Source organism: Arthrobacter methylotrophus, from assembly GCF_039539965.1.
GTDB classification, from domain to species: domain Bacteria; phylum Actinomycetota; class Actinomycetes; order Actinomycetales; family Micrococcaceae; genus Arthrobacter; species Arthrobacter methylotrophus.
On record NZ_BAABED010000001.1, the window covers coordinates 2,934,738 to 2,955,318 of the forward strand.

General features: G+C 64.0%; 18 protein-coding genes. 7 read left to right on the top strand and 11 right to left on the bottom strand.

Annotation, left to right across the window (positions count from 1 at the left end; translation table 11 throughout):
* Positions 1 to 299: 299 nt before the first annotated feature.
* The 4 genes from infB to rimP all read right to left on the bottom strand — a co-directional run bounded on the left by infB (position 300) and on the right by rimP (position 5,524).
* Complete coding sequence (gene infB, locus ABD884_RS15480) at positions 300 to 3,185, bottom strand: translation initiation factor IF-2 (RefSeq protein ID WP_345047489.1); 2,886 nt, start codon at positions 3,183 to 3,185, stop codon at positions 300 to 302.
* Between the two features lie 152 nt (positions 3,186 to 3,337).
* Positions 3,338 to 3,649 (bottom strand): YlxR family protein, encoded by a 312-nt coding sequence (locus ABD884_RS15485; protein ID WP_345047491.1) that lies wholly within the window; start codon positions 3,647 to 3,649, stop codon positions 3,338 to 3,340.
* Positions 3,650 to 3,920: 271 nt separating this feature from the next.
* Positions 3,921 to 4,901, bottom strand: coding sequence for a transcription termination factor NusA (nusA, locus tag ABD884_RS15490; protein WP_028266593.1), 981 nt, complete (start codon positions 4,899 to 4,901; stop codon positions 3,921 to 3,923).
* Positions 4,901 to 5,524, bottom strand: a complete 624-nt coding sequence (gene rimP / locus ABD884_RS15495) for a ribosome maturation factor RimP (RefSeq protein WP_345047494.1) — start codon at positions 5,522 to 5,524, stop codon at positions 4,901 to 4,903. Before rimP ends, nusA begins: the two co-directional genes overlap by 1 nt.
* Positions 5,525 to 5,554: 30 nt before the next feature.
* Between rimP and ABD884_RS15500 the strand changes: the two genes are divergently transcribed.
* Genes ABD884_RS15500 through ABD884_RS15510 form a run of 3 tightly spaced genes read left to right on the top strand, consistent with a single transcriptional unit; the run spans position 5,555 to position 8,586 of the window.
* The gene (locus tag ABD884_RS15500; RefSeq protein ID WP_345047496.1) at positions 5,555 to 6,748 is read left to right on the top strand and encodes a ferritin-like domain-containing protein; all 1,194 of its coding nucleotides are present in this window, start codon (positions 5,555 to 5,557) and stop codon (positions 6,746 to 6,748) included.
* Between the two features lie 51 nt (positions 6,749 to 6,799).
* Entirely contained in the window at positions 6,800 to 7,528 is a 729-nt protein-coding gene (locus tag ABD884_RS15505; protein WP_028266590.1) for a VIT1/CCC1 transporter family protein, read from the top strand.
* A 35-nt stretch (positions 7,529 to 7,563) separates the two neighbouring features.
* Positions 7,564 to 8,586: an aminoglycoside phosphotransferase family protein gene (locus tag ABD884_RS15510; protein WP_345047499.1), complete on the top strand. Its 1,023-nt coding sequence runs from the start codon at positions 7,564 to 7,566 to the stop codon at positions 8,584 to 8,586.
* A gap of 12 nt (positions 8,587 to 8,598) precedes the next feature.
* Here ABD884_RS15510 and ABD884_RS15515 read toward each other — a convergent pair whose 3' ends face one another.
* Together ABD884_RS15515 and ABD884_RS15520 are read right to left on the bottom strand one after the other, a co-directional pair.
* Entirely contained in the window at positions 8,599 to 9,396 is a 798-nt protein-coding gene (locus tag ABD884_RS15515) for a sulfite exporter TauE/SafE family protein (protein WP_345047502.1), read from the bottom strand.
* The gene (locus ABD884_RS15520; protein WP_345047506.1) at positions 9,393 to 11,204 is read right to left on the bottom strand and encodes a proline--tRNA ligase; all 1,812 of its coding nucleotides are present in this window, start codon (positions 11,202 to 11,204) and stop codon (positions 9,393 to 9,395) included. Before ABD884_RS15520 ends, ABD884_RS15515 begins: the two co-directional genes overlap by 4 nt.
* Before the next feature lie 636 nt (positions 11,205 to 11,840).
* Between ABD884_RS15520 and ABD884_RS15525 the strand changes: the two genes are divergently transcribed.
* From ABD884_RS15525 to ABD884_RS15535, 3 genes are read left to right on the top strand one after another with little or no spacing between them, the layout of a single operon-like run.
* Positions 11,841 to 12,632 (top strand): ABC transporter ATP-binding protein, encoded by a 792-nt coding sequence (locus tag ABD884_RS15525; protein ID WP_425548291.1) that lies wholly within the window; start codon positions 11,841 to 11,843, stop codon positions 12,630 to 12,632.
* An 8-nt stretch (positions 12,633 to 12,640) separates the two neighbouring features.
* Entirely contained in the window at positions 12,641 to 13,384 is a 744-nt protein-coding gene (locus ABD884_RS15530; RefSeq protein WP_345054893.1) for an ABC transporter permease, read from the top strand.
* Entirely contained in the window at positions 13,381 to 13,998 is a 618-nt protein-coding gene (locus ABD884_RS15535; RefSeq protein WP_345047509.1) for a TetR/AcrR family transcriptional regulator, read from the top strand. The genes ABD884_RS15530 and ABD884_RS15535 overlap by 4 nt, the downstream gene beginning before the upstream one ends.
* Before the next feature lie 61 nt (positions 13,999 to 14,059).
* Here the strand turns inward: ABD884_RS15535 and ABD884_RS15540 are convergent, their stop codons facing one another.
* The 5 genes from ABD884_RS15540 to dxr all read right to left on the bottom strand — a co-directional run bounded on the left by ABD884_RS15540 (position 14,060) and on the right by dxr (position 19,060).
* Complete coding sequence (locus ABD884_RS15540) at positions 14,060 to 14,953, bottom strand: GNAT family N-acetyltransferase (RefSeq protein WP_345054896.1); 894 nt, start codon at positions 14,951 to 14,953, stop codon at positions 14,060 to 14,062.
* On the bottom strand, positions 14,916 to 16,082 hold the full coding sequence (ispG, locus tag ABD884_RS15545; protein WP_028266582.1) for a flavodoxin-dependent (E)-4-hydroxy-3-methylbut-2-enyl-diphosphate synthase: 1,167 nt from the start codon (positions 16,080 to 16,082) through the stop codon (positions 14,916 to 14,918). The genes ABD884_RS15540 and ispG overlap by 38 nt, the downstream gene beginning before the upstream one ends.
* Before the next feature lie 66 nt (positions 16,083 to 16,148).
* Complete coding sequence (locus tag ABD884_RS15550) at positions 16,149 to 16,442, bottom strand: YciI family protein (protein ID WP_345047513.1); 294 nt, start codon at positions 16,440 to 16,442, stop codon at positions 16,149 to 16,151.
* An 84-nt stretch (positions 16,443 to 16,526) separates the two neighbouring features.
* Positions 16,527 to 17,858, bottom strand: coding sequence for a M50 family metallopeptidase (locus tag ABD884_RS15555; protein WP_345047516.1), 1,332 nt, complete (start codon positions 17,856 to 17,858; stop codon positions 16,527 to 16,529).
* Positions 17,859 to 17,875: 17 nt separating this feature from the next.
* A complete protein-coding gene (gene dxr / locus ABD884_RS15560) occupies positions 17,876 to 19,060 on the bottom strand; it encodes a 1-deoxy-D-xylulose-5-phosphate reductoisomerase (RefSeq protein ID WP_345047519.1) in 1,185 nt (394 codons plus the stop codon).
* A gap of 38 nt (positions 19,061 to 19,098) precedes the next feature.
* On the opposite strand from dxr, the gene ABD884_RS15565 reads away from it, so the two are divergent.
* A complete protein-coding gene (locus ABD884_RS15565) occupies positions 19,099 to 20,568 on the top strand; it encodes a lipase maturation factor family protein (RefSeq protein WP_345047523.1) in 1,470 nt (489 codons plus the stop codon).
* Positions 20,569 to 20,581 lie beyond the last annotated feature (13 nt).

A 20,581-nucleotide genomic window follows, 5' to 3' on the forward strand; every position in this document is an offset into this window, starting at 1 on the left:
GTTGGCGGCTTACGTACTTAAGTTCGGTATGGTGCGACGCGCCCAAGGCAAGTCACCGACGGACCGCGAGGTCCCCACGGAGGCCCGTGGAGCCGATATGGGGGCCCGGGGGTGGCATCTAAGGTGGCAGCCGAGGGACCCGATGCGAGCTTGCGAGCATTGGGAAGGCTGCCACCGCTGCCGAAGCTGGGCGGCAAGGATCGCAGGTCCTTTGCCGCCAGCGTAGGGGCGGGGCCCCATGTCGGCGGAACGGGCCGGGGCCGCCAGGAAACCCGACGACCCCGCCCAAAACGGACACCTTAGACGCGCGGCTTTTCGCGCATCTCGAAGGTCTCGATGATGTCACCTTCGTTGATGTCGTTGTACGAGCCAAGACCGATACCACACTCGAAGTCCGTGCGGACCTCGGTGGCGTCGTCCTTGAAGCGCTTGAGCGTCTCAACGGTCAGGTTGTCGCCGATGATCTTGCCATCGCGGCTGACGCGTGCCTTCGTGTTTCGGCGGATGATGCCCGAGCGGACGATGGAACCGGCGATGTTTCCGAACTTGGAAGAACGGAAGACTTCGCGGACCTCGGCGGTACCGAGCTGGACTTCCTCGTACTCCGGCTTGAGCATGCCCTTGAGGGCCAGCTCGATGTCATCAATTGCCGAGTAGATGACGGAGTAGAAGCGCATGTCCACGCCTTCACGATCGGCCAGGTCGGCCACGCGCTCGGCGGGCTTGACGTTGAAGCCGATGATGATGGCGTTGTCCACCGTGGCGAGGTTGACGTCGTTCTGCGTGATGGCACCCACACCGCGGTGGATGACGCGCAACTGAACGTCGGTGCCGACGTCGATCTTGAGCAAGGCGTCTTCGAGGGCTTCGACGGCACCGGAAACGTCACCCTTGAGGATGAGGTTGAGGGTGTCGATCTTGCCGTCGGCCACTGCCTTGTCGAAGTCCTCGAGGCTGATGCGCTTGCGGCGCTTGGCCAGTGCCGCGTTGCGATCGGCTGCTTCGCGCTTTTCAGCGATCTGGCGGGCCGTACGCTCGTCGGAGGTCACCAGGAAGGTGTCACCGGCGCGCGGCACGTTGGACAGGCCCAGGACCTGGACCGGACGTGACGGAAGCGCGATGTCGAGGGCGTTGCCGTCTTCATCGAACATGGCACGGACGCGGCCGTGGGCTGTACCGGCCACGATCGTGTCACCGACGGCCAAGGTACCGGACTGGACCAGGACGGTAGCCACGGCTCCGCGGCCCTTGTCAAGGTTCGCTTCGATGGCGATGCCTCGAGCGTCCTTGTCCGGGTTGGCGCGCAGGTCCAGGGCGGCATCTGCGGTCAGCAGGACGGCGTCGATCAGTTCGTCGATGTTGATGTTCTGGCGGGCAGAAACCTCAACGAACATGGTGTCTCCACCGTATTCTTCGGGAACCAGGCCGTACTCGGTGAGCTGGCCCTTGACCTTGTCCGGGTTCGCGCCGTCCTTGTCGATCTTGTTGACCGCGACGACGATCGGCACGTTGGCCGCCTGTGCGTGGTTGAGTGCTTCCACCGTCTGCGGCATGACGCCGTCGTCGGCTGCGACAACCAGGATGGCGATGTCGGTGACCTTGGCACCACGGGCACGCATGGCGGTGAACGCCTCGTGACCGGGAGTGTCAATGAAGGTGATGTCGCGCGGAGTGCCTTCGTGGATGTGGCTGATCTGGTAGGCGCCGATGTGCTGCGTGATGCCGCCGTGTTCGCCGGCAACCACGTTGGTCTTCCGAATCGCGTCGAGCAGTCGGGTCTTACCGTGGTCAACGTGACCCATGACGGTGACCACCGGGGGACGCGCTTCGAGGACGTCGTCGCCTTCGGCTTCCAGTTCGGCATCGAGGTCGATGTCGAAGGAGTCGAGGAGCTCGCGCTCTTCGTCTTCCGGAGAGACAACCTGGACCTTGTAGCCGAGTTCGGCGCCGAGCAGGCCGAAGGTGTCTTCGTCCAGAGACTGGGTAGCCGTTGCCATTTCACCAAGGTGGAAGAGCACGGTCACCAGCGCTGCGGGGTTCGCCTCGATCTTGTCGGCGAAGTCCGTGATGGACGAGCCACGACGGAGCCGGACCACGGTGTTGCCGTCGCCGCGGGGTACGGATACGCCGCCCAGCGACGGAGCACTCATCTGCTCCAGTTCCTGACGCTTTGCACGCTTCGACTTGCGCTGCTTGCCGCGTCCTGCGCCACCCTTGCCGAAAGCACCCTGGGTGCCGCCGCGTCCACGGCCGCCCTTGCCGAAGCCACCGCCGGCGGGAGCTCCGCCGCCGGTGCCTGCGCCAGGAGCGCCACCCGGACGGCCGGGGCCGCCGCCACCGGGACGGCCTGCGCCACCCGGACGGCCTGCGCCACCGGGAGCGGGACGCTCGGTGCGGTTGGGCATCATGCCCGGGCTGGGACGGTTGCCTGCGGGACCACCTGCGGGCCGCGGAGCGCCCGGGCGGGGGGCACCGGGGCGGGGTGCACCCGGACGCGGTCCACCGGAACCGGCTGCGGGACGGGGACCGCCTGCACCGGCTGCGGGACGGGGACCGCCTGCACCGGCCGCGGGACGCGGACCTCCGGGACGTTCGCCGTCAGTGCGGCCACCGCTGCGGGGCATGCCCTGCGAGGTCGCAAAGGGGTTGTTGCCCGGGCGGGGAGGACGCTCGCCGTCGCCACGGCCGCGGGGCATGCCCTGCGAGGTCGCGAACGGGTTGTTGCCCGGACGCGGGCCGCCGGCGCGCGGAGCCTGGCTGCCCGGACGTGCGGGGGCAGGGGCTTCGGCCTTGGGGGCCGGACGGGCGCCCGGCTTGGCGGAAAAAGGACTTGCCGTTGCTGCCGGAGCCACAGGAGCTGCCGGGGCGGGGGCCTCAGCCTTGGGGGCGGGGACCGGAGCCTTGGGTGCTGCTGGTGCAGCAGGCCGGGATGCTGCGGGTGCAGCAGGGGCGGCAGCGCGGGGTGCTGCGGGTGCAGCAGGGGCGGCAGCGCGGGGTGCTGCCGGGGCAGCCGCCTTTGCGGCGCCGGCACCCGGGTAGGCGTCGCGAAGCTTCTTCACGACGGGGGCCTCAATTGTTGAAGAGGCGGAGCGAACGAATTCGCCCAATTCCTGCAGTTTTGTCACTGCATCTTTGGAAGTAATACCGAGCTCTTTAGCGAGCTCATGTACGCGGACCTTGGCCACATTTCTCCTGTCTCGGTCCGCACCGAGCCAGGCACGAACCGTCTACTTCTTACTGCGGGCCCCCGCCACGAATGCAGCGGAAAGACCCTGTGCAAAGCGCAACAAAGTTGTCATCGTTGCGCACTCATCGCTGGGAACTCATCGGGTTTCCATCAGTTTTCTAACCCGCTTTCAGATTTGGACGGTTTTCCTGCTTCCACGTGGTGGGTGTCGGCAGGGGGTATGACTGTCGCCAGGTAACGTTCGACGGCGGTGGCTTCGCTTGCGCCCGCGAGGGCCCTTGCGAAAGCACGCCGTTTGCTTGCCAGCGTCAGGCATGAGCTGCTGGGGTGCAGCCACGCACCCCGGCCAGCCATCCGGCGTCGTTCATCCACTAAGACGACGGGTGACCCGCCGCCTTCGGCGACAAGCCGGATCAACTCGCTCCGCTTGCCTTGTTTCCGGCATCCGATACAGGTGCGCACAGGCTGGCGCCTGGTCTGAAGCAGCTCAGTCACTGGGTGTATCAACCTGCCTCAGTGCCTTTACCTGTCTCTGCGATTCTGCTTTCATTGGCGGCCGCCCTTGACTCGTGGAGATTGTTGCCCCTACAAATCACGAGCACGCCAAAGCGCACGGATACCGGACATAGGCCCGGTTCCATCCATTCTAAGCCCCAGCAGGCCCGGCCACCGAATCCGCATGATATGGGGATCCGGGGCGGGGCTATCCGGGGCTATGTCGCGCTGGAAGGATCTAGTTGCCCTTGGCTGGAGTGGCGTCGGAGACGATGTCGATGCGCCAACCGGTCAGCTTGGCCGCAAGGCGGGCGTTCTGGCCTTCTTTGCCGATAGCAAGGGACAGTTGATAGTCGGGAACAACCACCCGGGCAGAGCGGGTGGCCTCATCGGTGATAGTGACGGAATTCACGCGAGATGGGGAAAGCGAGTTGGCGATGAATGTCGCTGGATCCTCGCTGAAATCGACAATGTCGATTTTCTCGTCGTTGAGTTCGGTCATGACGGCGCGCACGCGCGAGCCCATCTCGCCAATGCAAGCGCCCTTGGCGTTAATCCCGGGAGTATTGGCTTTGACGGCCATTTTGGTCCGGTGCCCAGCCTCGCGTGCCAGCGCCACGATCTCGACCGATCGGTCCGCGATCTCCGGAACCTCCAGTTCGAAGAGCTTCCGGACGAGGCCCGGATGTGAACGCGACAAGGTGATGGACGGTCCTTTGGTCCCGCGGTGGACGTCCACTACAAAGGCGCGCAGGCGATTGCCGTGTGTGTACTTCTCCCCCGGCACCTGCTCAGGAGGCGGCAGCAGGGCTTCCACGGACCCAAGATTCACTTGGATCATGTGGGGGTTGTTGCCCTGTTGGATCAAGCCCGCAACGAGTTCGCCCTCACGGCCCTTGAATTCGCCGAGGACGTTGTCGTCCTCAACGTCGCGCAAGCGCTGCAGGATGATCTGCCGCGCAGTGCTCGCCGCAATGCGGCCGAACCCGGCAGGGGTGTCCTCGAACTCGCCGATGGCTTCGCCGTCGTCGTCGATTTCCGTCGCCCAAATTGTCACGTGTCCGCTCTTGCGGTCAAGCTCCGCGCGGGCCTTCTCGAAAGCGCCCGGCGTCTTGTGGTAAGCCACCAGGAGCGCCTGCTCGATGGTGGGGATCAGGAGGTCCAGCGGGATTTCACGCTCACGCTCCAGGAGTCTCAGCGCACTCATGTCAATATCCATTAGGCCTCCTCGGAAGGTCCGTTGTACTCGTCTTCCAGCACGGCCTCGTGGAGGTGGCTGAACTCTATCTCGACTTTTCCTTGGCGGATCCTGTCGAAAGGAATCTTCACGGGGTCGCCCTGCTTGGGCTTCATCCCCTTCTTGACCTCTTGCTCGGGAACCAGAGTGACGCCGTCGTCGTCGACCGACTGGATTCGGCCCGTCAGGTTCTCGCCCTGGATGACGTTGACCTTGACCATGCGTCCGCGGGCCCGGTGCCAGTGCCGCGGCTCCGTCAGGGGCCGGCCGACGCCGGGCGAAGAGACCTCGAGATCGTACGGACGGCCGTCGGTGCGGGGATCGTTGTCCAGGATGTCCGAGAGCGCCCGGGAGATCTCGGCGATGACGTCCAGGCTGACGCCGCCGGTTTCCTCCTGGGGCAGGTCGATGACCACGTGGACTACCCGGTGCGAGCCTGCAACCTGGATGGCAACATCCTCAAGGTAGAGCCGGTTTGCCATTACGGCAGGCTCCAGAAGGGCCTTTAGCCTGCTCTCCTCGGGGTTGCGGACCTCGCGTTGTGCTGGATGGCTCGGATCCGTTCCAGCCTGGTCTGTTGAAGTCGTGGCTTCCGAATGACTCATTTGGCCAGCCGCCTCCCGATAGATGATGTTGTGACTACTAGCTTAACGATAATTACGGCGGCGTGGTGCACGGGGTGGCCCGAGAAGCGACGCAAGTTGTCACTGAGCGTGACACCATGGTCTGTTGTGAACCACAAGACTGCCGAGAAACCACGAAGCCATGGCTGGATGAGAGCCCTCCTCGTGGCTTTGCTTGCAGTTCTCGTGGTGGGAGTGGGCACCGTACTTGTCCCGCGGGACGCGGGAAAACCGCAAGCGGTGCCGTTTTCCGACACTGCCCGCGCGGAGGCCCTCTCTGCGAGCGAAACTCTTTTGGGTAGCGCATTGCTCCTGGAGGGCACGACGCCGGGCGGCGCCACAGCCGGGGAAACTTCCGCTGGCAACGACGTCGCGGACACTGTGATGTTGCTGACAAGTCAGGCGGAAGCGCTCCTGCCGCCTTCGAGCTCCTCGACATCGAGTGCCCCCTCCACGGCTTCCCCGAGCCCCGCCTCCAAGCAAGACCGCCCCACAACACGGGCCACTCTCGTCTCCTCGCTCTCCTCCAGTGCCTTCAGGCGATTGGCAGACGCCGCGAACGCCGACGGCGGCCTGGCACGGCTGCTTGCCGCCGTCGGGACCTCTCAACTGCTTGAGTCATCAAGGCTCGCCACGGCCTGGGGTCTGCCGGTACCGGAAACTACGGTCGTGACGACCACCGCCCCGACGGCGCCGACGAGTTGCCCCGCATTGCCTGGAGCGTCAGCCACGGCTTCCCCTCCTGATTCCACGCGAGCCGACCTCGCCGGAGCCCTCGCCGCCGTCGTCAGCTCCGAACAGGAAGCGATCTATGCGTACCAGGTGGCCCTCACAAAGCTGGATACGAAGGAATCCGCAACCGCCGCCACCTGGCTGGACCGCCACCAGGAGCTGCTCCGGGGAGCGGAAGCTCAAGGTCGCCTGCACTGTATTGCCACGCCTCCGCGGGAAGCTGGCTACCGCCTGCCTGATAGTTTCGCCGCCAAACCCGGAGCAGCACTGGGAAGCATGGAGGCCAGCTCGCTGACTGCCTACGCCGATCTCGTGGCGCTATCAGAGGGCCAGACCCGCCAGTGGGCCATCAATGGTCTCGTCGACGCCGCCAAACGCAGCCAAGCCTGGGGAACGCCGGTTGGCCCCTTCCCCGGACTTTTGATCGACAAGGCCTCCTTGCCGTCGCTCGCGTCCCCCACACGTTCTCCATAGGAAAGCCTTTCTTTGCTAGCGGCGGCCGTTCCCGAGTGATTGGGTTGTACCATGGCTTCCATTGAAACTGCAGCACTGCATGAGAACGAACCACACGCCAATGACCTGGCCCACCGGCTCAATTGGCTTCGAGCCGGCGTCCTAGGCGCCAATGACGGCATAGTTTCCGTTGCCGCCATCGTGGTCGGCGTTGCCGGAGCCACCACGAACTCAGGCGCCGTCCTCGCTGCCGGCGCGGCCGGACTCGTGGGTGGCGCCGTGTCTATGGCATTGGGCGAATACGTATCCGTCAGCAGCCAAAGCGACAGCCAGAAGGCACTCATCGAGAAAGAGCGCCGCGAGCTGGCCGAGCAGCCCGAAGAGGAACTGGCCGAACTCACCGCGATCTACGAATCCAAAGGCCTGCGGCCTGAAACCGCACGGAAAGTGGCCGTGGAATTGACGGAGCACGACGCTTTGGCCGCCCACCTTTCCGCTGAATTGAACATCAACGAAGACGACATCGTCAGCCCGTGGCATGCCGCCTTCGCCTCGGCCGTTGCGTTCATTCTGGGCGCTGTGCTGCCCTTGCTCGCGATCTTGCTTCCGCCCCCCGGTCTGCGCGTGCCGCTCACCTTCATTTCCGTGCTGCTCGCGCTGGCAATCACCGGCGCCCTTGGGGCATGGATCGGCGGTAGCTCGAAGGTCCGCGCGTCCGTACGCGTTGTCATCGGCGGGGCCCTCGCCCTCGCCGCGACATTCATCATCGGTAGCCTCCTGGGCTCCAGCGGAGTTGTCTGAACCACTCAAGGAGCGCCTTGGGTAGTCTGACGGTGATGACTGCTTTCGTTTCCATCCCTGGCGACCTCCAAGCACGCTACTCCCGCACCGCGGAGGGGCGGGCGTGGCTCTCGGCGCTGCCCGGGCTGATCAACAGCAGCTTGGAGCGTTGGCATCTGTCCCTTGATCTGGAACCAGGGGCGCAACCATGGAATGGCCATAGCGGGATCGTCATTCCGGTTCTCTACAACGGCGCCCGTTCGGTCCTCAAGATAGCGTTCCCGCACCCGGAAGCCCTCGTCGAGCGGCACGCGCTGGCCCTCTGGGGCGGTACCGGTGCCGTGCGGATGCTCGACGCCGATGCCGCCTCCTGCGCGATGGTGCTGGAGCGGCTCGACGCCGTCAGTTGCTTGCACAGCGCGCCATTGGACGAAGCCCGCGACGTCTGGGGAACGCTCGTGAGAGAACTCAGCATCGAGCCGGACGAGCGCCCGGAATGGCAAGACTTTGAGCACATAGCGGCCCAGGCCGAGCGCTGGAGCGACGAGTTGCCCGCGGAGTGGGATCGCCTCGGTCAGCCTTTCCCCCGGTGGCTCCTGGAAGCCGCCTTGGAGGTGTGCCAGACCCGGGGCGCTGTTGGACGCCGCGCGGGCAAGGACGTCCTCGTGCATTGTGATCTGCACTTCATGAATATCCTCGCGCATCTCGACGGTGCCCAGCCGATCGGAGAACGTACCTACGTCGCTATCGATCCGCAGCCGATGATCGGGGAGGCGGAGTTCGCCGTGGCCCCGATCTTGTGGAACCGCATCCGCGATCTCTCCACGACGGCACCGGAACTTGCACTCCTCGAGCGCTGCTCGGATTTCAGCAGCGCAGCTGGCCTGGACGGCGAGGCAGCCCGCGAATGGGGCCTGGTCCGCGAGGTCGAAAACGCCCTGTGGTATGCAGGAAGACCACGGCATGAAGGCGATCTGGCCCGCTCCATGTGGGTGGCCAGCACTCTCGCAGGACGGCCCTTGGACGGCCTGCCCGCCGCGCACGAGTTGCCGGAACCGGGCCGGATCAGCTCCACCTAGGAGCTCGGGCGCCTATCGGGCGAAGTAGTCGTGCCACACATCAATGCCGAGCTTGATGATCAACGCGGCAACCACGATCAGGAACACCACGCGCACGAAGCGGCTGCCTTGCTTCACGGCAGTCCGGGCGCCGAGGTAGCCGCCAGCCATGTTGGACAAGCCCAGGATGAGGCCTAAGCCCCACAGCAGCGATCCGTGAGGCAGGAAGAACAGGAGCGCCCCGGCGTTCGTGGCCATGTTGACGATCTTCGCTTTGGCGCTCGCCTCGAGGAAGGCATAGCCCATGGCGGAGACCAAGGCGATCACGAGGAACGAGCCGGTCCCGGGGCCGATCAGACCGTCGTAGAATCCGATCACGGCACCTATGGCGCAGGCCACGACGTAGTGCCTGTGGCCGTAGTGGCGCAGGGCGGTCAACTCACCGGCGTTGGGCCGCAGTGCCGTGAACAGCGCGACGGCGATCAGCGCCACGACGATGATGGGTTTGAAGACGCTCGCGGGAAGATTGGCGGCAAGGATGGCTCCGCCGAAGCTTCCGGCCAAGGCAATCACCGCCATCGGTATGGCGGTCTTGAGGTCGGGTCCCACGCGCCGGTAGTACGTGGTGGCGCTGGTTGTTGTCCCGAAGATCGAGCCCATCTTGTTGGTGGCCAGCGCCTGGACCGGGGTGATCCCCGGAACCAGGAGCAAGGCGGGGAGCTGGATCAGTCCCCCGCCACCCACCACCGCGTCAACCCAGCCGGCCCCGAATCCTGCCACCACGATCATGATGAGCGTGCCGAGCTGGATAGATTCGAAGCCGGAGATCACTTCTGGCGTACGGCGTTGACCACGTAATCGGCGGCCTTCTCGACAGCCACGTTTTCGGCCTGGCCGCTACGGCGGTCCTTGATCTCCACGACGCCGTCCACCAAGCCGCGTCCAACCGCCACGATGGTGGGGACGCCCACGAGTTCGGCGTCACCGAACTTCACGCCCGGGGAAACCTTGGGACGGTCGTCGTAAATCACGTCGAGGCCGGCGGCCTCGAGTTCCGCCGAGAGTTTCTCCGCCGCCGCGAAGATTTCCTCGCCGCGTCCGACGGCGACCACATGGACGTCCGCCGGGGCCACGGAGCGCGGCCAGATCAAGCCACGGTCGTCGTTGTTGGCTTCGGCCAGGGCGGCCACGGCACGTGTCACGCCGACACCATACGAGCCCATGGTGACCACAACCTGCTTGCCGTTCTGGTCAAGGACCTTCAAATCCAAGGCCTCGGCGTACTTGCGACCGAGTTGGAAGATGTGGCCCATTTCGATGCCACGAGCAGTCTCCAAGGGACCGGAGCCATCCGGGGCTTCGTCTCCCGCGCGAACCTCGGTGCATTCAATGACGCCATCCCAAGAGAAGTCGCGGCCGGCTACGAGACCGAAGACGTGCTTGCCGTCTTCGTTCGCTCCGGTGACCCAGCTGGTGCCGGAGACAATCCGCGGGTCCACAAGGAAGAGCAACTTGGACGTGCCTTCGAGGCCGAGCACAGCTTCGCCGAGGACCAAGCCGGGGCCCATGTAGCCCTTGACGAGTTCCGGGATCTTCTTGAGGTCTTCCTCATTCGCCGCCTCCAGTCCGATTTCTCCGGCAATCGGAAGGAAAGAACCGATGTTGGCCTCGACGCGCTTGAGGTCCACGGCGCGGTCGCCCGGCACCCCGATGACCACAATCTGGCGCACGCCCGTGGGCAGCGTGACGGCGAGGACCACATTCTTGAGGGTGTCGGCGGCAGTCCAGGCTCCGCCGTCGGAATCGCTGCGGGGAGCGAGCTGGTTGGCTGCGGCCACGAGGGTTTCGATGGTGGGCGTGTCCGGAGTGTCCAGGACGCGTGCGGCAGGAGCGTTGCTGAAGTCGATCTCGGCCGGAACCACAGTGGTCACGGCTTCGACGTTGGCCGCATAGCCGCCTGCCGAGCGCACGAACGTGTCCTCGCCGACTTCGGTGGGGTGCAGGAATTCCTCGCTCTTGGATCCACCCATGGCACCCGCTGTTGCGGCCACGGGGATGACCTCGAGTCCGAGGCGCTCGAAGATCTTCAGGTACGCGGCGCGGTGGGCAGCGTAGCTGGCATCCAGGCCGGCGTCGTCGACGTCGAAGGAATAGGAGTCCTTCATGATGAATTCACGGCCGCGGAGGAGGCCGGCACGGGGACGTGCTTCGTCACGGTACTTGTTTTGGATCTGGTACAGGCTCAGCGGCAGGTCCTTGTACGAGGAGTACAGATCCTTGACCAGGAGGGTAAACATCTCCTCGTGCGTGGGGGCGAGCAGGTAGTCCGCGCCCTTACGGTCCTGGAGGCGGAACAGCCCCTCGCCGTATTCGGTCCAGCGGTTGGTGGCCTCATAGGGCTCCCTGGGCAGCAATGCAGGGAAATGGACTTCTTGGGCGCCGATGGCGGCCATTTCCTCGCGGATGATCTCCTCGACCTTGCGCAGGACGCTCAATCCCAACGGCAGCCACGTATAGATGCCCGGTGCGGCGCGACGGATGTAGCCGGCGCGCACGAGGAGCTTATGGCTGGCGACTTCGGCGTCGACGGGATCTTCACGCAAGGTGCGCAGGAACAGCTGGGAGAGGCGAATGACCACGGGTCAGAATCCGTTTCTATGGCAAGAGCTGGCAAAAACTACTGTGTACCAATCTACCGGCTTCGAGCTGAGGAACCTGCCGGTCACCGGCTCCTTCCCGGACACAGACCCACCGCTGGCCCACAACGCAGATGAGCCACGCCACGGTCCGTGGAAGCCCCTGGCCGCTATACGGCTGGTCATCCGGCCATGGCGTGGCTCAGCGACCGGTCGGCCGCAGGCGATGCCCTGGGGGGTTTAGTCAGTCTTGCCTTCCAAGGCAACCAGAACGCCTGCGACTGCGAAGAACTTGTTGCTACCGAGTTCACGAATGGTCTTGATGCCCAGAGCTTCCTGCAATTTTTCAGCGGTTGCATCAGTAACACCCGCAAGTGCTGCCGGAGATGCGTCTAGAATCTCCTTAAGCGACTTGTCTTCAAATGCCTTGTCGAGTGCCTTCGAAAGATCAACGCTTACAGCCATTGGTTCTGTTTCCTCTCTGGAACCATCCGCGCTCCGACAACACGGCCACTCCGAACATATGTGATGGGTAGCACACTTTTCAAGGACTTGCCCACAGCAGTTTCGTTGACCCCGGCCGGTGATGGGTCTAGCTTTTATTCATCACCTGATGAATAAGTAACTTCGGAGGCCACGATGTTCCACAGCGCAGCAGTGAGCACCGCCCTAAGTATGACTCCGGCAGTCAAGGCAGTGGGCCTGCATGTCTCGCGCGGCCGCAAGAAGATCCTGCGCGGCTTGGACTTCGCCATCGAGCCGGGCCGCATCACGGGACTGCTCGGCCCCTCCGGAAGCGGCAAGACAACCCTCATGCGCAGCATCGTGGGTGTCCAACGCCTCACTGCCGGCACCATCGAGGTGTTGGGCCGCCCAGCCGGCACCCCGTCATTGCGGCACAACGTCGGATACGTCACCCAGGCGCCGAGCGTCTACACGGACCTCAGCGTCGAGGCGAACGTCAGATATTTCGGAGCCATGCACGGCGCGACGGCGGCGGATACCGCGGAGGCGATTGCCGCCGTCGGGCTCGAAGCACTGGTACGGCGGAAGGCAGCCGATCTGTCCGGAGGAGAATTCAGCAGAGTTTCCTTGGCCTGTGCGCTCGTCGCGCATCCGTCACTGCTGATCCTCGACGAACCGACAGTAGGCTTGGACCCGGTGTTGCGTGCCGAGCTGTGGGAACGGTTCGCCGCCTTGGCGGAATCAGGCACCACGCTGCTGGTATCCAGCCACGTCATGGAAGAAGCCTCACACTGCTCTTCCCTGCTCCTGCTCCGCGGCGGATTGCTGCTAGCGCAACTCAGCCCGGAGGAACTCAGCGAGCGTGGAAAGAGCCACGATCTGGAACGGGCCTTCCTGCACATCATTCAGGAAACGGACGATGCTCCGGCCCACCGAGGCGTAAGTGAAAGCCAGGTGGCGTCATGAATCCAAGGATGATGCTTGCCACAACCAGAAGGGTGCTGGATCAACTGCGGCACGACCACCGCAGCATCGCATTGATCCTGGTTGTTCCCGCGCTGCTGCTCACCGCCGTGTACTTCCTTTACGAGAACGAGACCTTGCCTCCTGGAGTCCCCCGCACCTTCGATCGCGTGGGACTCCAGATGCTGGCCATCTTCCCGTTCGTGGTGATGTTCCTGGTCACGTCCATCACGATGTTGCGGGAAAGAACATCCGGAACGTTGGAGCGGCTCCTGACAACGCCCATCCACAAGGCCGATCTGCTGTTCGGCTACGGACTCGCTTTCTCCCTCATGGCTGCCCTGCAATCCCTTGTAGCGACCGCAGTGGCCTACTGGATCTTCCATCTGGATATCAAGGGCGATCCAGGGTACGTGGTGATGATCGCCGTCATCAACGCCGTGCTGGGCGTCGCGCTGGGCCTGCTGTGCTCAGCCTTCGCTCGGACCGAATTCCAGGCAGTGCAGTTCATGCCGGTGGTGGTTATCCCACAGATCCTGCTGTGCGGGCTCTTCGTAGCCCGCGAACACATGAACGGCGTCCTGGAGAGCATCTCCAACGTGCTGCCGCTGACGTATTCGGTCGATGCACTCCAACAGATCGCGGGCAACGCCCAGGCGACGCAGGCCATGTGGCAGGATGCCGGGATCATGGCTGCGATTGTGGTGGGAGTATTGGTCCTGGCCTCGTTTACGCTCCGACGGCGGACCTCATGAGCGGCGGGTTGCCTCCCCAGCGGCGGGGACGCCGGAGCGGCGGCAGCGACTCGCGCGAACTCATCCTGGCCGCCGCCCGCCGGCTCTTCGCCGAGCGTGGTTTCGACGGCACCAGCCTGCGGCAAGTGGCCCGGGAAGCAGAGGTGGACCCAGCCATGATCCACCACTTCTTCAAGGGCAAGGACGAGCTCTTCGCCCAGAGCGTGGAACTCCCGGCAGATCCCGCACAGGTCCTTGCCGGCGTCGAATCGCTGGCTCCGGCGCAGCGCTCTGAAGCAATCGTCCGGGCCGTGTTGCGCCTGTGGGAAAGTCCGGCACAACACGGACTCGTGGCGTTCATCAGGGGAACTATCGGTTCCAAGGCCAAGACCGCTCTGCTGCGGGAGATGGTGGCCCGGACCATTCTCTCCAGGATCATCGCAGGGCTTCCCGGATCCCCTGAGGAAGCAAGGATGCGCGGGAACCTTATTGCCACCCAGATAGTCGGGCTCATGCTAATGCGCTACGTGGTCCGGCTGGAACCTTTGGCCTCGGCGTCCCCGGACGAGGTGGTCCGGCTCGTCGCCCCAAACGTCCAGCACTACCTCACGGGTGAACTCACCTTCCCCAACTAACTCGCATTTAGTGTCGTTTTGACGGCTCAAAACGACACTAAATGCGAGTTAGTTGGGCGCGTCAGTACAGGACGGTCGCAAACGTTCCGAGGCGCTGGAATCCAACCCGCTCATAAGTGGCGCGAGCCCTGGTGTTGTACTCATTGACGTACAGGCTCGTGACCGGGGCGAACCGCTGGGCCAACACCACCACTCCTGCCATATACCCGGCGCTGAGTCCTTGACCGCGGAACTCGGGATTCATCCAGACCCCTTGGACCTGGGTGGCCTGCGCCGTGACCGCCCCGAGTTCGGCTTTGAACTTCACGGTCCCGCCAGCCTCGATGTGCACCAAGGAGTGGCCCTGCCGGATGAGCCCGGCAACCCGGCGGCTGTAGAAGTCTTCGCTTCCGAGAAAGGGCGAATAACCCACTTCTTCCTCGAACATGGCTGCACATGCGGGCAGGATACGGTCGAAGTCCGCGATGTCTCCGAAGCCGAGTTGCGGATTAGCCTCGACAGCAGGTGGACCCGACATGGCCAGAAGGGGCTGGTCGGCACGTACCTCGTGGGCGAAATGACCCAGTTGCTCCAACCGCGAATGGAGTGCCAGCACGGCCTCCGCAGGCCCGAAGATCGAGGCGTAGCGGCGGCCAGCCCGGTGTGCAGCGGCAGCCACCCGGGGAGCCAGTTCCGGGTCCAGCTGCACCGGAACCAGATTGGCACCAGCCCAGCAGGCACCCACCAAGCTGTCGCCGTCGAACACTCCAAAGACGCTCGCACCACCCGAAGTGGGCGCTGCGCTCCCGGACGAGTCAAGGTGCGCCAAGATAAAGACGTTCGCTACCGGGTCTTCCATCGCGAGCGCGCGTAGGTCCGTGGTATCGGCAGCGCCGAGCACACGGACGGTGACCCCGTCCAGTCCGGCGCCAGTCTCGTTACGAGACGCTAACCACGGGGCTACCCTTGACAGCATCTTCGCCATCGGCCTCCCCCATCTCTTCAGCGATACGCATGGCCTCTTCAATCAGTGTCTCAACAATCTGGCTCTCGGGAACAGTCTTGATGACTTCACCCTTCACGAAGATCTGTCCCTTGCCGTTTCCGGAGGCTACGCCCAGATCGGCTTCACGTGCCTCACCCGGGCCGTTCACGACGCAACCCATGACGGCGACGCGCAGCGGAATCTCCATACCTTCAAGCCCGGCCGTCACCTGCTCGGCGAGCGTATAGACGTCTACCTGGGCGCGTCCGCACGAAGGGCAGGAGACGATTTCCAGTTTGCGCGGGCGTAGGTTGAGGGACTGCAGGATCTGGTTCCCGACCTTGATTTCCTCAACGGGCGGCGCGGAGAGGGACACGCGGATGGTGTCTCCAATGCCCCGGGAGAGCAGTGCACCGAAGGCCGTGGCGGACTTGATGGTGCCCTGGAATGCGGGTCCGGCCTCGGTCACGCCAAGGTGCAGGGGCCAGTCGCCCTTTTCGGCAAGCATCTCGTAGGCCGCCACCATGATGACGGGGTCGTTGTGCTTGACGGAGATCTTGAAGTCATGGAAGCCGTGTTCTTCGAACAGGGAGGCCTCCCAGACAGCGGACTCTACGAGCGCTTCCGGCGTGGCCTTGCCGTACTTCTTCAAAATGCCGGGCTCAAGGGATCCAGCGTTGATGCCGATCCTGATGGAGGTGCCGTGGTCCTTGGCGGCCTTGGCGATTTCCTTCACTTGATCGTCGAACTTGCGGATGTTGCCCGGGTTAACACGCACCGCGGCGCAGCCTGCCTCGATCGCGGCGAAGACGTACTTGGGCTGGAAGTGAATGTCCGCGATCACGGGGATCTGGGACTTCCGGGCGATGATCGGCAGTGCCTCGGCATCATCCGCGGAAGGGCACGCAACACGGACGATGTCACAGCCGGACGCCGTCAGTTCCGCAATCTGCTGCAGGGTGGCATTGATGTCCGTGGTGGGGGTGGTGGTCATCGATTGCACACTGATGGGTGAATCGGATCCGACGCCTACCGAACCCACCTTGATCTGGCGGGTCTTGCGGCGGGGCGCCAGAACGGGGGGCGGGGCTGACGGCATTCCCAGGCTGACCGAGGTCACGTGGACTCCTTGGATTGAAATGGGTAGATCATATGGCTGGGGTCCGTGCCCCGGCCGGTCATGCTGCTAGGAAGCGTGGACGGAAAGCACTCCGATAATAGGGTTCCACTCCGACGTCCGGATGCCTGCAATCCCTCGCGCTGCGGCGAACGGGTCCTCCTTCAGCGTAGCGTTGAGCTCGGACTCATCGGCGGCCTTAAGCAGCAGCAGCGCCCCTGCACCGTCGGTATAAGGGCCGCTTGCCAGCAAGGTCCCCTGCTCGGCAAGGCCGACGAGCCAAGCACGGTGAGCAGGGCGGTTCGCGTCGCGCACCTCGGCGGACTCTACGTCGTACACGTACTCAACAGCGAAAACAGTCATACGGATAGCCTATCCCCCCAATTCGGGGGCCGGCTGAATCGGGAGCGTCCAGCGCAGAGTCCGGCACTTCTCAGATCAGACAGATCAGCCGAAGAGGTTGACGGGCTTGACGATGTCCGCGTAGATCAGCAGGGCGCTCATGGCCATGAGCAGGGTGGCGACAACGTACGTGAGTGGCAGGAGCTTGGCGATGTCAAAGGCTCCCGGGTCCGGCTTGTGGAAGAGCTTGGCGATGCGACGCCGGGCTCCCTCGTAAAGCGCGCCCGCGACGTGTCCGCCGTCGAGCGGCAGCAGTGGAATCAGGTTGAAGATGGCGAGGGCGAAGTTCAAGCCCGCCAGTAGCCCGACGAGAGCGCCGACTCGCGATTGCAGTGGAACCTGTTCCATGGCCGCAACTTCGCCGGCCACCCGGCCGACGCCCACCACGCTGATGGGGCCGTTGGGATCGCGCGGCCCGGAGCCGAAGGCCGCTTGCGCCACGCCGACTACCCTTGCGGGCAGGTTGAGGATGACTCCGGCGATTTGCTTGATGTTGTCGCCTGCCATCGGAAGAACGCTCGACGCGGGTTGGGGCACCATGGCGGTCTGGGCGCCGATGCCGAGGAACCCGACTTCCTCATAAAGCGGTTTGCCGTCCGCTCCCTTGGCCTGCTGGCCGTTGTCACCAATGACGGGACGGGCGGAAAGGACCGGGGTTACTTCGGCGGTGATGATCTTGCCGTTACGCTCTACCGTGATTTGGACCGCCTTACCGGCGGAAGCCCGGATCCAGCTGCTCATGTCGGCCCAGCTCGTCACCTGCTTGCCATCGAAGCTGGTCACGACGTCATTGGGCTGAAGCTTGGCGGCTGCCGCCGGGGTCAGCTGGCAGTTCGGCGAGTTGGGGTCAACGGTTTCTCCGGCTTTGACCTGGCACTTGGACACATCAGCAATGGTGGTGGTGGCGGTGGACACGCCGAAGCCCATGAGCAGCACCGCGGTCAGAACGAGGCCGATGAGCAAGTTCATGGCCGGCCCGCCGAGCATGATGATGATCTTCTTCCAGACCGGGAGCTTGTAGAAGACTCTCTTTTCGTCGCCCGGGCCCACGTCCTCATGTGCCGCGGACCGGGCCTCGGTGGCAAGGGTCTGGAACATCCCGGTGCTGGAAGGCCGGACGCTGCCGTCTCCCTTGTTGGGCGGGTACATGCCGATCATGGCAACATAGCCACCCAGCGGGATGGCCTTGAATCCGTATTCGGTCTCGCCTTTCCGGGTAGACCAGAGGGTGGGGCCGAAACCGATCATGTACTTCGTGACGCGCACCTTGAAAAGCTTGGCGGGCAGAAGGTGTCCCACCTCGTGCAGCGCGATGGAGACGGCCACGCCGATCGCGACGAAGACGACTCCGAGAATGAACAGAATAACGGGATTCATGCCTTAAGTACTGCTTCCTAAAGGGTGCTGTTGGCTAAACGATCGTGGGTGCGTGTGCGTGCCCATCTCTCAGCATCCAATACCGAGTCCACCGTCAGCTCCAAGGATCCTGAATGTTCGCTGAGGACGGACTCGATCGTGTCCACGATATCCGTGAACCGGATCCTGCCTGCGTGGAAGGCCTCCACCGCTTCCTCGTTGGCAGCGTTGAAGACCGCCGGATAGGTACTTCCTTGTTTCGCGGCGTCCTTGGCCAGTTCCACTGCAGGGAAGGCGATCGAGTCGAGAGGCTCGAACGTCCAGCTGGTGGCTTGGGTCCAGTCGCAGGCCTTCGCGGCGCCAGGCACGCGGTCCGGCCATCCCAATCCGAGGGCAATGGGCAGCCGCATGTCGGGCGGAGATGCCTGGGCGATGATGGAGCCGTCGACGAACTCCACCATCGAGTGCACGATGGATTGCGGATGCACCACGACGTCGATCCTGTCCAAGGGGACGTCGAAGAGCAGGTGCGCTTCGATGACTTCCAGGCCTTTGTTGACCAGGCTGGCCGAGTTGGTGGTGACCATGAGGCCCATATCCCAGGTGGGGTGGGCCAGCGCCTCATCCGGGGTGACGTCGCGAAGTTGCTCGCGGCTGCGGCCGCGGAACGGGCCGCCGGAAGCCGTCAGGATGAGTCTTTCAACCTCGTTGTCGGTTCCGGCGCGGAGGCATTGGGCAATGGCCGAGTGCTCGGAATCGACGGGCACGATCTGGTCAATAGCCGCCGCGGCCTTCACCAGCGCGCCGCCCACGATCAGGGATTCCTTGTTCGCGAGGGCGAGGATAGCGCCGGACTTGAGGGCTGCGAGGGTCGGCGCCAGCCCAATGGATCCTGTGATGCCATTGAGCACGACGTCCGCTTCAATCGCAGCGATCTTGGTAGACGCATCCGGCCCGGTGATAATCGCCGGATCGTAGTTCCTGAGTCCGGCGGCTGAGGCGGCGGCGGCAATGAGTTTCCGGAGTTCGTGGGCTTCGCCGTACGCGATTCCGACGGCCTGGGCCCTGGTATGGACGGCCTGCCGTGCGATGAGTTCCAGGTTGCCGCCTCCCGCGCTCAGCGCCACTACCTCGAACAGGTGGGGAGCGGCGTCGACGACGTCAATCGCTTGTGTGCCAATGGAACCAGTGGACCCGAGGAGAATGATCTTGCGCGGCTGCATTGCTTAAGTATCCCGCACGCTAGGCGTAGCGTTGGTTTGTGGACTGGGTCTCGTGGTTCGAGGCGCCGGATTATGAGTTCGCCCGGCAGATGCTCCAGCGTGGCACGGCTGCGCTGTACTTCATCGCAATCCTGTCCAGTCTCAACCAGTTTCCGGCGCTCCTTGGCGAGCATGGGCTTCTGCCGGTGCCGAGGTACGTGGACGGTCAGAGGATCTTGCGCCGGCCCAGCCTGTTCCGCTGGAAATACTCGGACGCTTTGCTCCGCGCAGTGTGCGCCGCCGGACTTGCCGTGTCCTTGGCGCTCGTGGCCGGGCTGCCGCAGCTTGGGCCGCCGTGGCTTCCCTTGACAGCGTTCCTGGCTTTGTGGCTGCTCTACATGTCGATCGTCAACGTCGGCCAGACCTTCTACGGTTTTGGCTGGGAGATGCTGCTGCTGGAGATGGGTTTCACGGTTGCCTTCCTCGGTTCGGAACAGACTCCCCCACCCAAGACCATCCTCGTGCTACTGGTGTGGCTACTGTTCAGGCTGGAGTTCGGCGCAGGAATGATCAAGATCCACGGCGGAAGCGAATGGCGTGATCTAACCGCCCTGTACTACCACCACGAAACGCAGCCCATGCCCGGGCCGTTGAGCCGCCTAGCGCATCTCCTGCCCAAACCTCTTCATCGCATGGAAGTTCTCGGCAACCACTTCGCCCAGCTCGTGGTGCCGTTCTTCCTCTTCGCCCCGCAGCCGCTCGCCAGCATTGCCGCGGGGATTGTCGTCTTCACGCAGCTCTGGCTTGTGGGGAGCGGGAACTTCGCCTGGCTCAACTGGTCAGCGATCATCCTTGCTTTCGCTGCCGTGAGCGACCCCGTGGCCCACGCCGTGCTGCCGTTCATCCCGCTTCAGCGCAACCCGGCTGCCACCGCGGTTCCGCAAACCCCGGTCTGGTGGCTCGCCGTCGTCCTTGCGGTAACAGTGCTCCTCTTGGTACTCAGCTATTGGCCCATCCGCAATCTTCTCTCGCGGACGCAGCTCATGAACGCCAGCTTCAACCGATGGCAATTGGTGAACACGTACGGGGCGTTCGGGACGGTGACGCGGCACCGGGTGGAAATCGTGGTGGAAGGCACCCAGGCCGATGTTCCCGTCGACGAGGCCGATTGGCGCGAATATGGTTTCAAGGGCAAGCCCGGCGACGTCCGCCGGCTGCCCCGCCAATGGGCACCGTACCACCTGCGGCTCGACTGGCTGATGTGGTTCCTGCCTTTGCGCACGGTGCACGAGGAGTGGTTCTACGCGTTCCTGGGCAAACTGCTCGACGCCGATCCGCCCACCTTGCGCCTGTTGCGGCAAGACCCGTTCGACGGCGCACGTCCGCGCTGGGTGCGCGCGCGCAGCTTCCTGTATCGCTTCGCGACGAGGGCCGAGTTCCGCGAAACGGGTCAGCGCTGGATCCGGATGGAGCTCTACGAGGTCATCGCCCCATTGTCGCTGCCGAAGTCACGGCGGCACGGACACTAGTTTCCGGCAGACA

Bases quoted from the DNA above. Each gene is read 5' to 3' on its own strand.
- ABD884_RS15555 (WP_345047516.1), bottom strand. From the start codon at position 17,858: ATGAATCCCGTTATTCTGTTCATTCTCGGAGTCGTCTTCGTCGCGATC.
- ABD884_RS15535 (WP_345047509.1), top strand. From the start codon at position 13,381: ATGAGCGGCGGGTTGCCTCCCCAGCGGCGGGGACGCCGGAGCGGCGGC.
- ABD884_RS15510 (WP_345047499.1), top strand. From the start codon at position 7,564: ATGACTGCTTTCGTTTCCATCCCTGGCGACCTCCAAGCACGCTACTCC.
- ABD884_RS15550 (WP_345047513.1), bottom strand. From the start codon at position 16,442: ATGACTGTTTTCGCTGTTGAGTACGTGTACGACGTAGAGTCCGCCGAG.
- ABD884_RS15505 (WP_028266590.1), top strand. From the start codon at position 6,800: ATGGCTTCCATTGAAACTGCAGCACTGCATGAGAACGAACCACACGCC.
- rimP (WP_345047494.1), bottom strand. From the start codon at position 5,524: ATGAGTCATTCGGAAGCCACGACTTCAACAGACCAGGCTGGAACGGAT.
- ABD884_RS15530 (WP_345054893.1), top strand. From the start codon at position 12,641: ATGATGCTTGCCACAACCAGAAGGGTGCTGGATCAACTGCGGCACGAC.
- dxr (WP_345047519.1), bottom strand. From the start codon at position 19,060: ATGCAGCCGCGCAAGATCATTCTCCTCGGGTCCACTGGTTCCATTGGC.
- ABD884_RS15525 (WP_425548291.1), top strand. From the start codon at position 11,841: ATGTTCCACAGCGCAGCAGTGAGCACCGCCCTAAGTATGACTCCGGCA.
- nusA (WP_028266593.1), bottom strand. From the start codon at position 4,901: ATGGATATTGACATGAGTGCGCTGAGACTCCTGGAGCGTGAGCGTGAA.
- ABD884_RS15540 (WP_345054896.1), bottom strand. From the start codon at position 14,953: ATGCTGTCAAGGGTAGCCCCGTGGTTAGCGTCTCGTAACGAGACTGGC.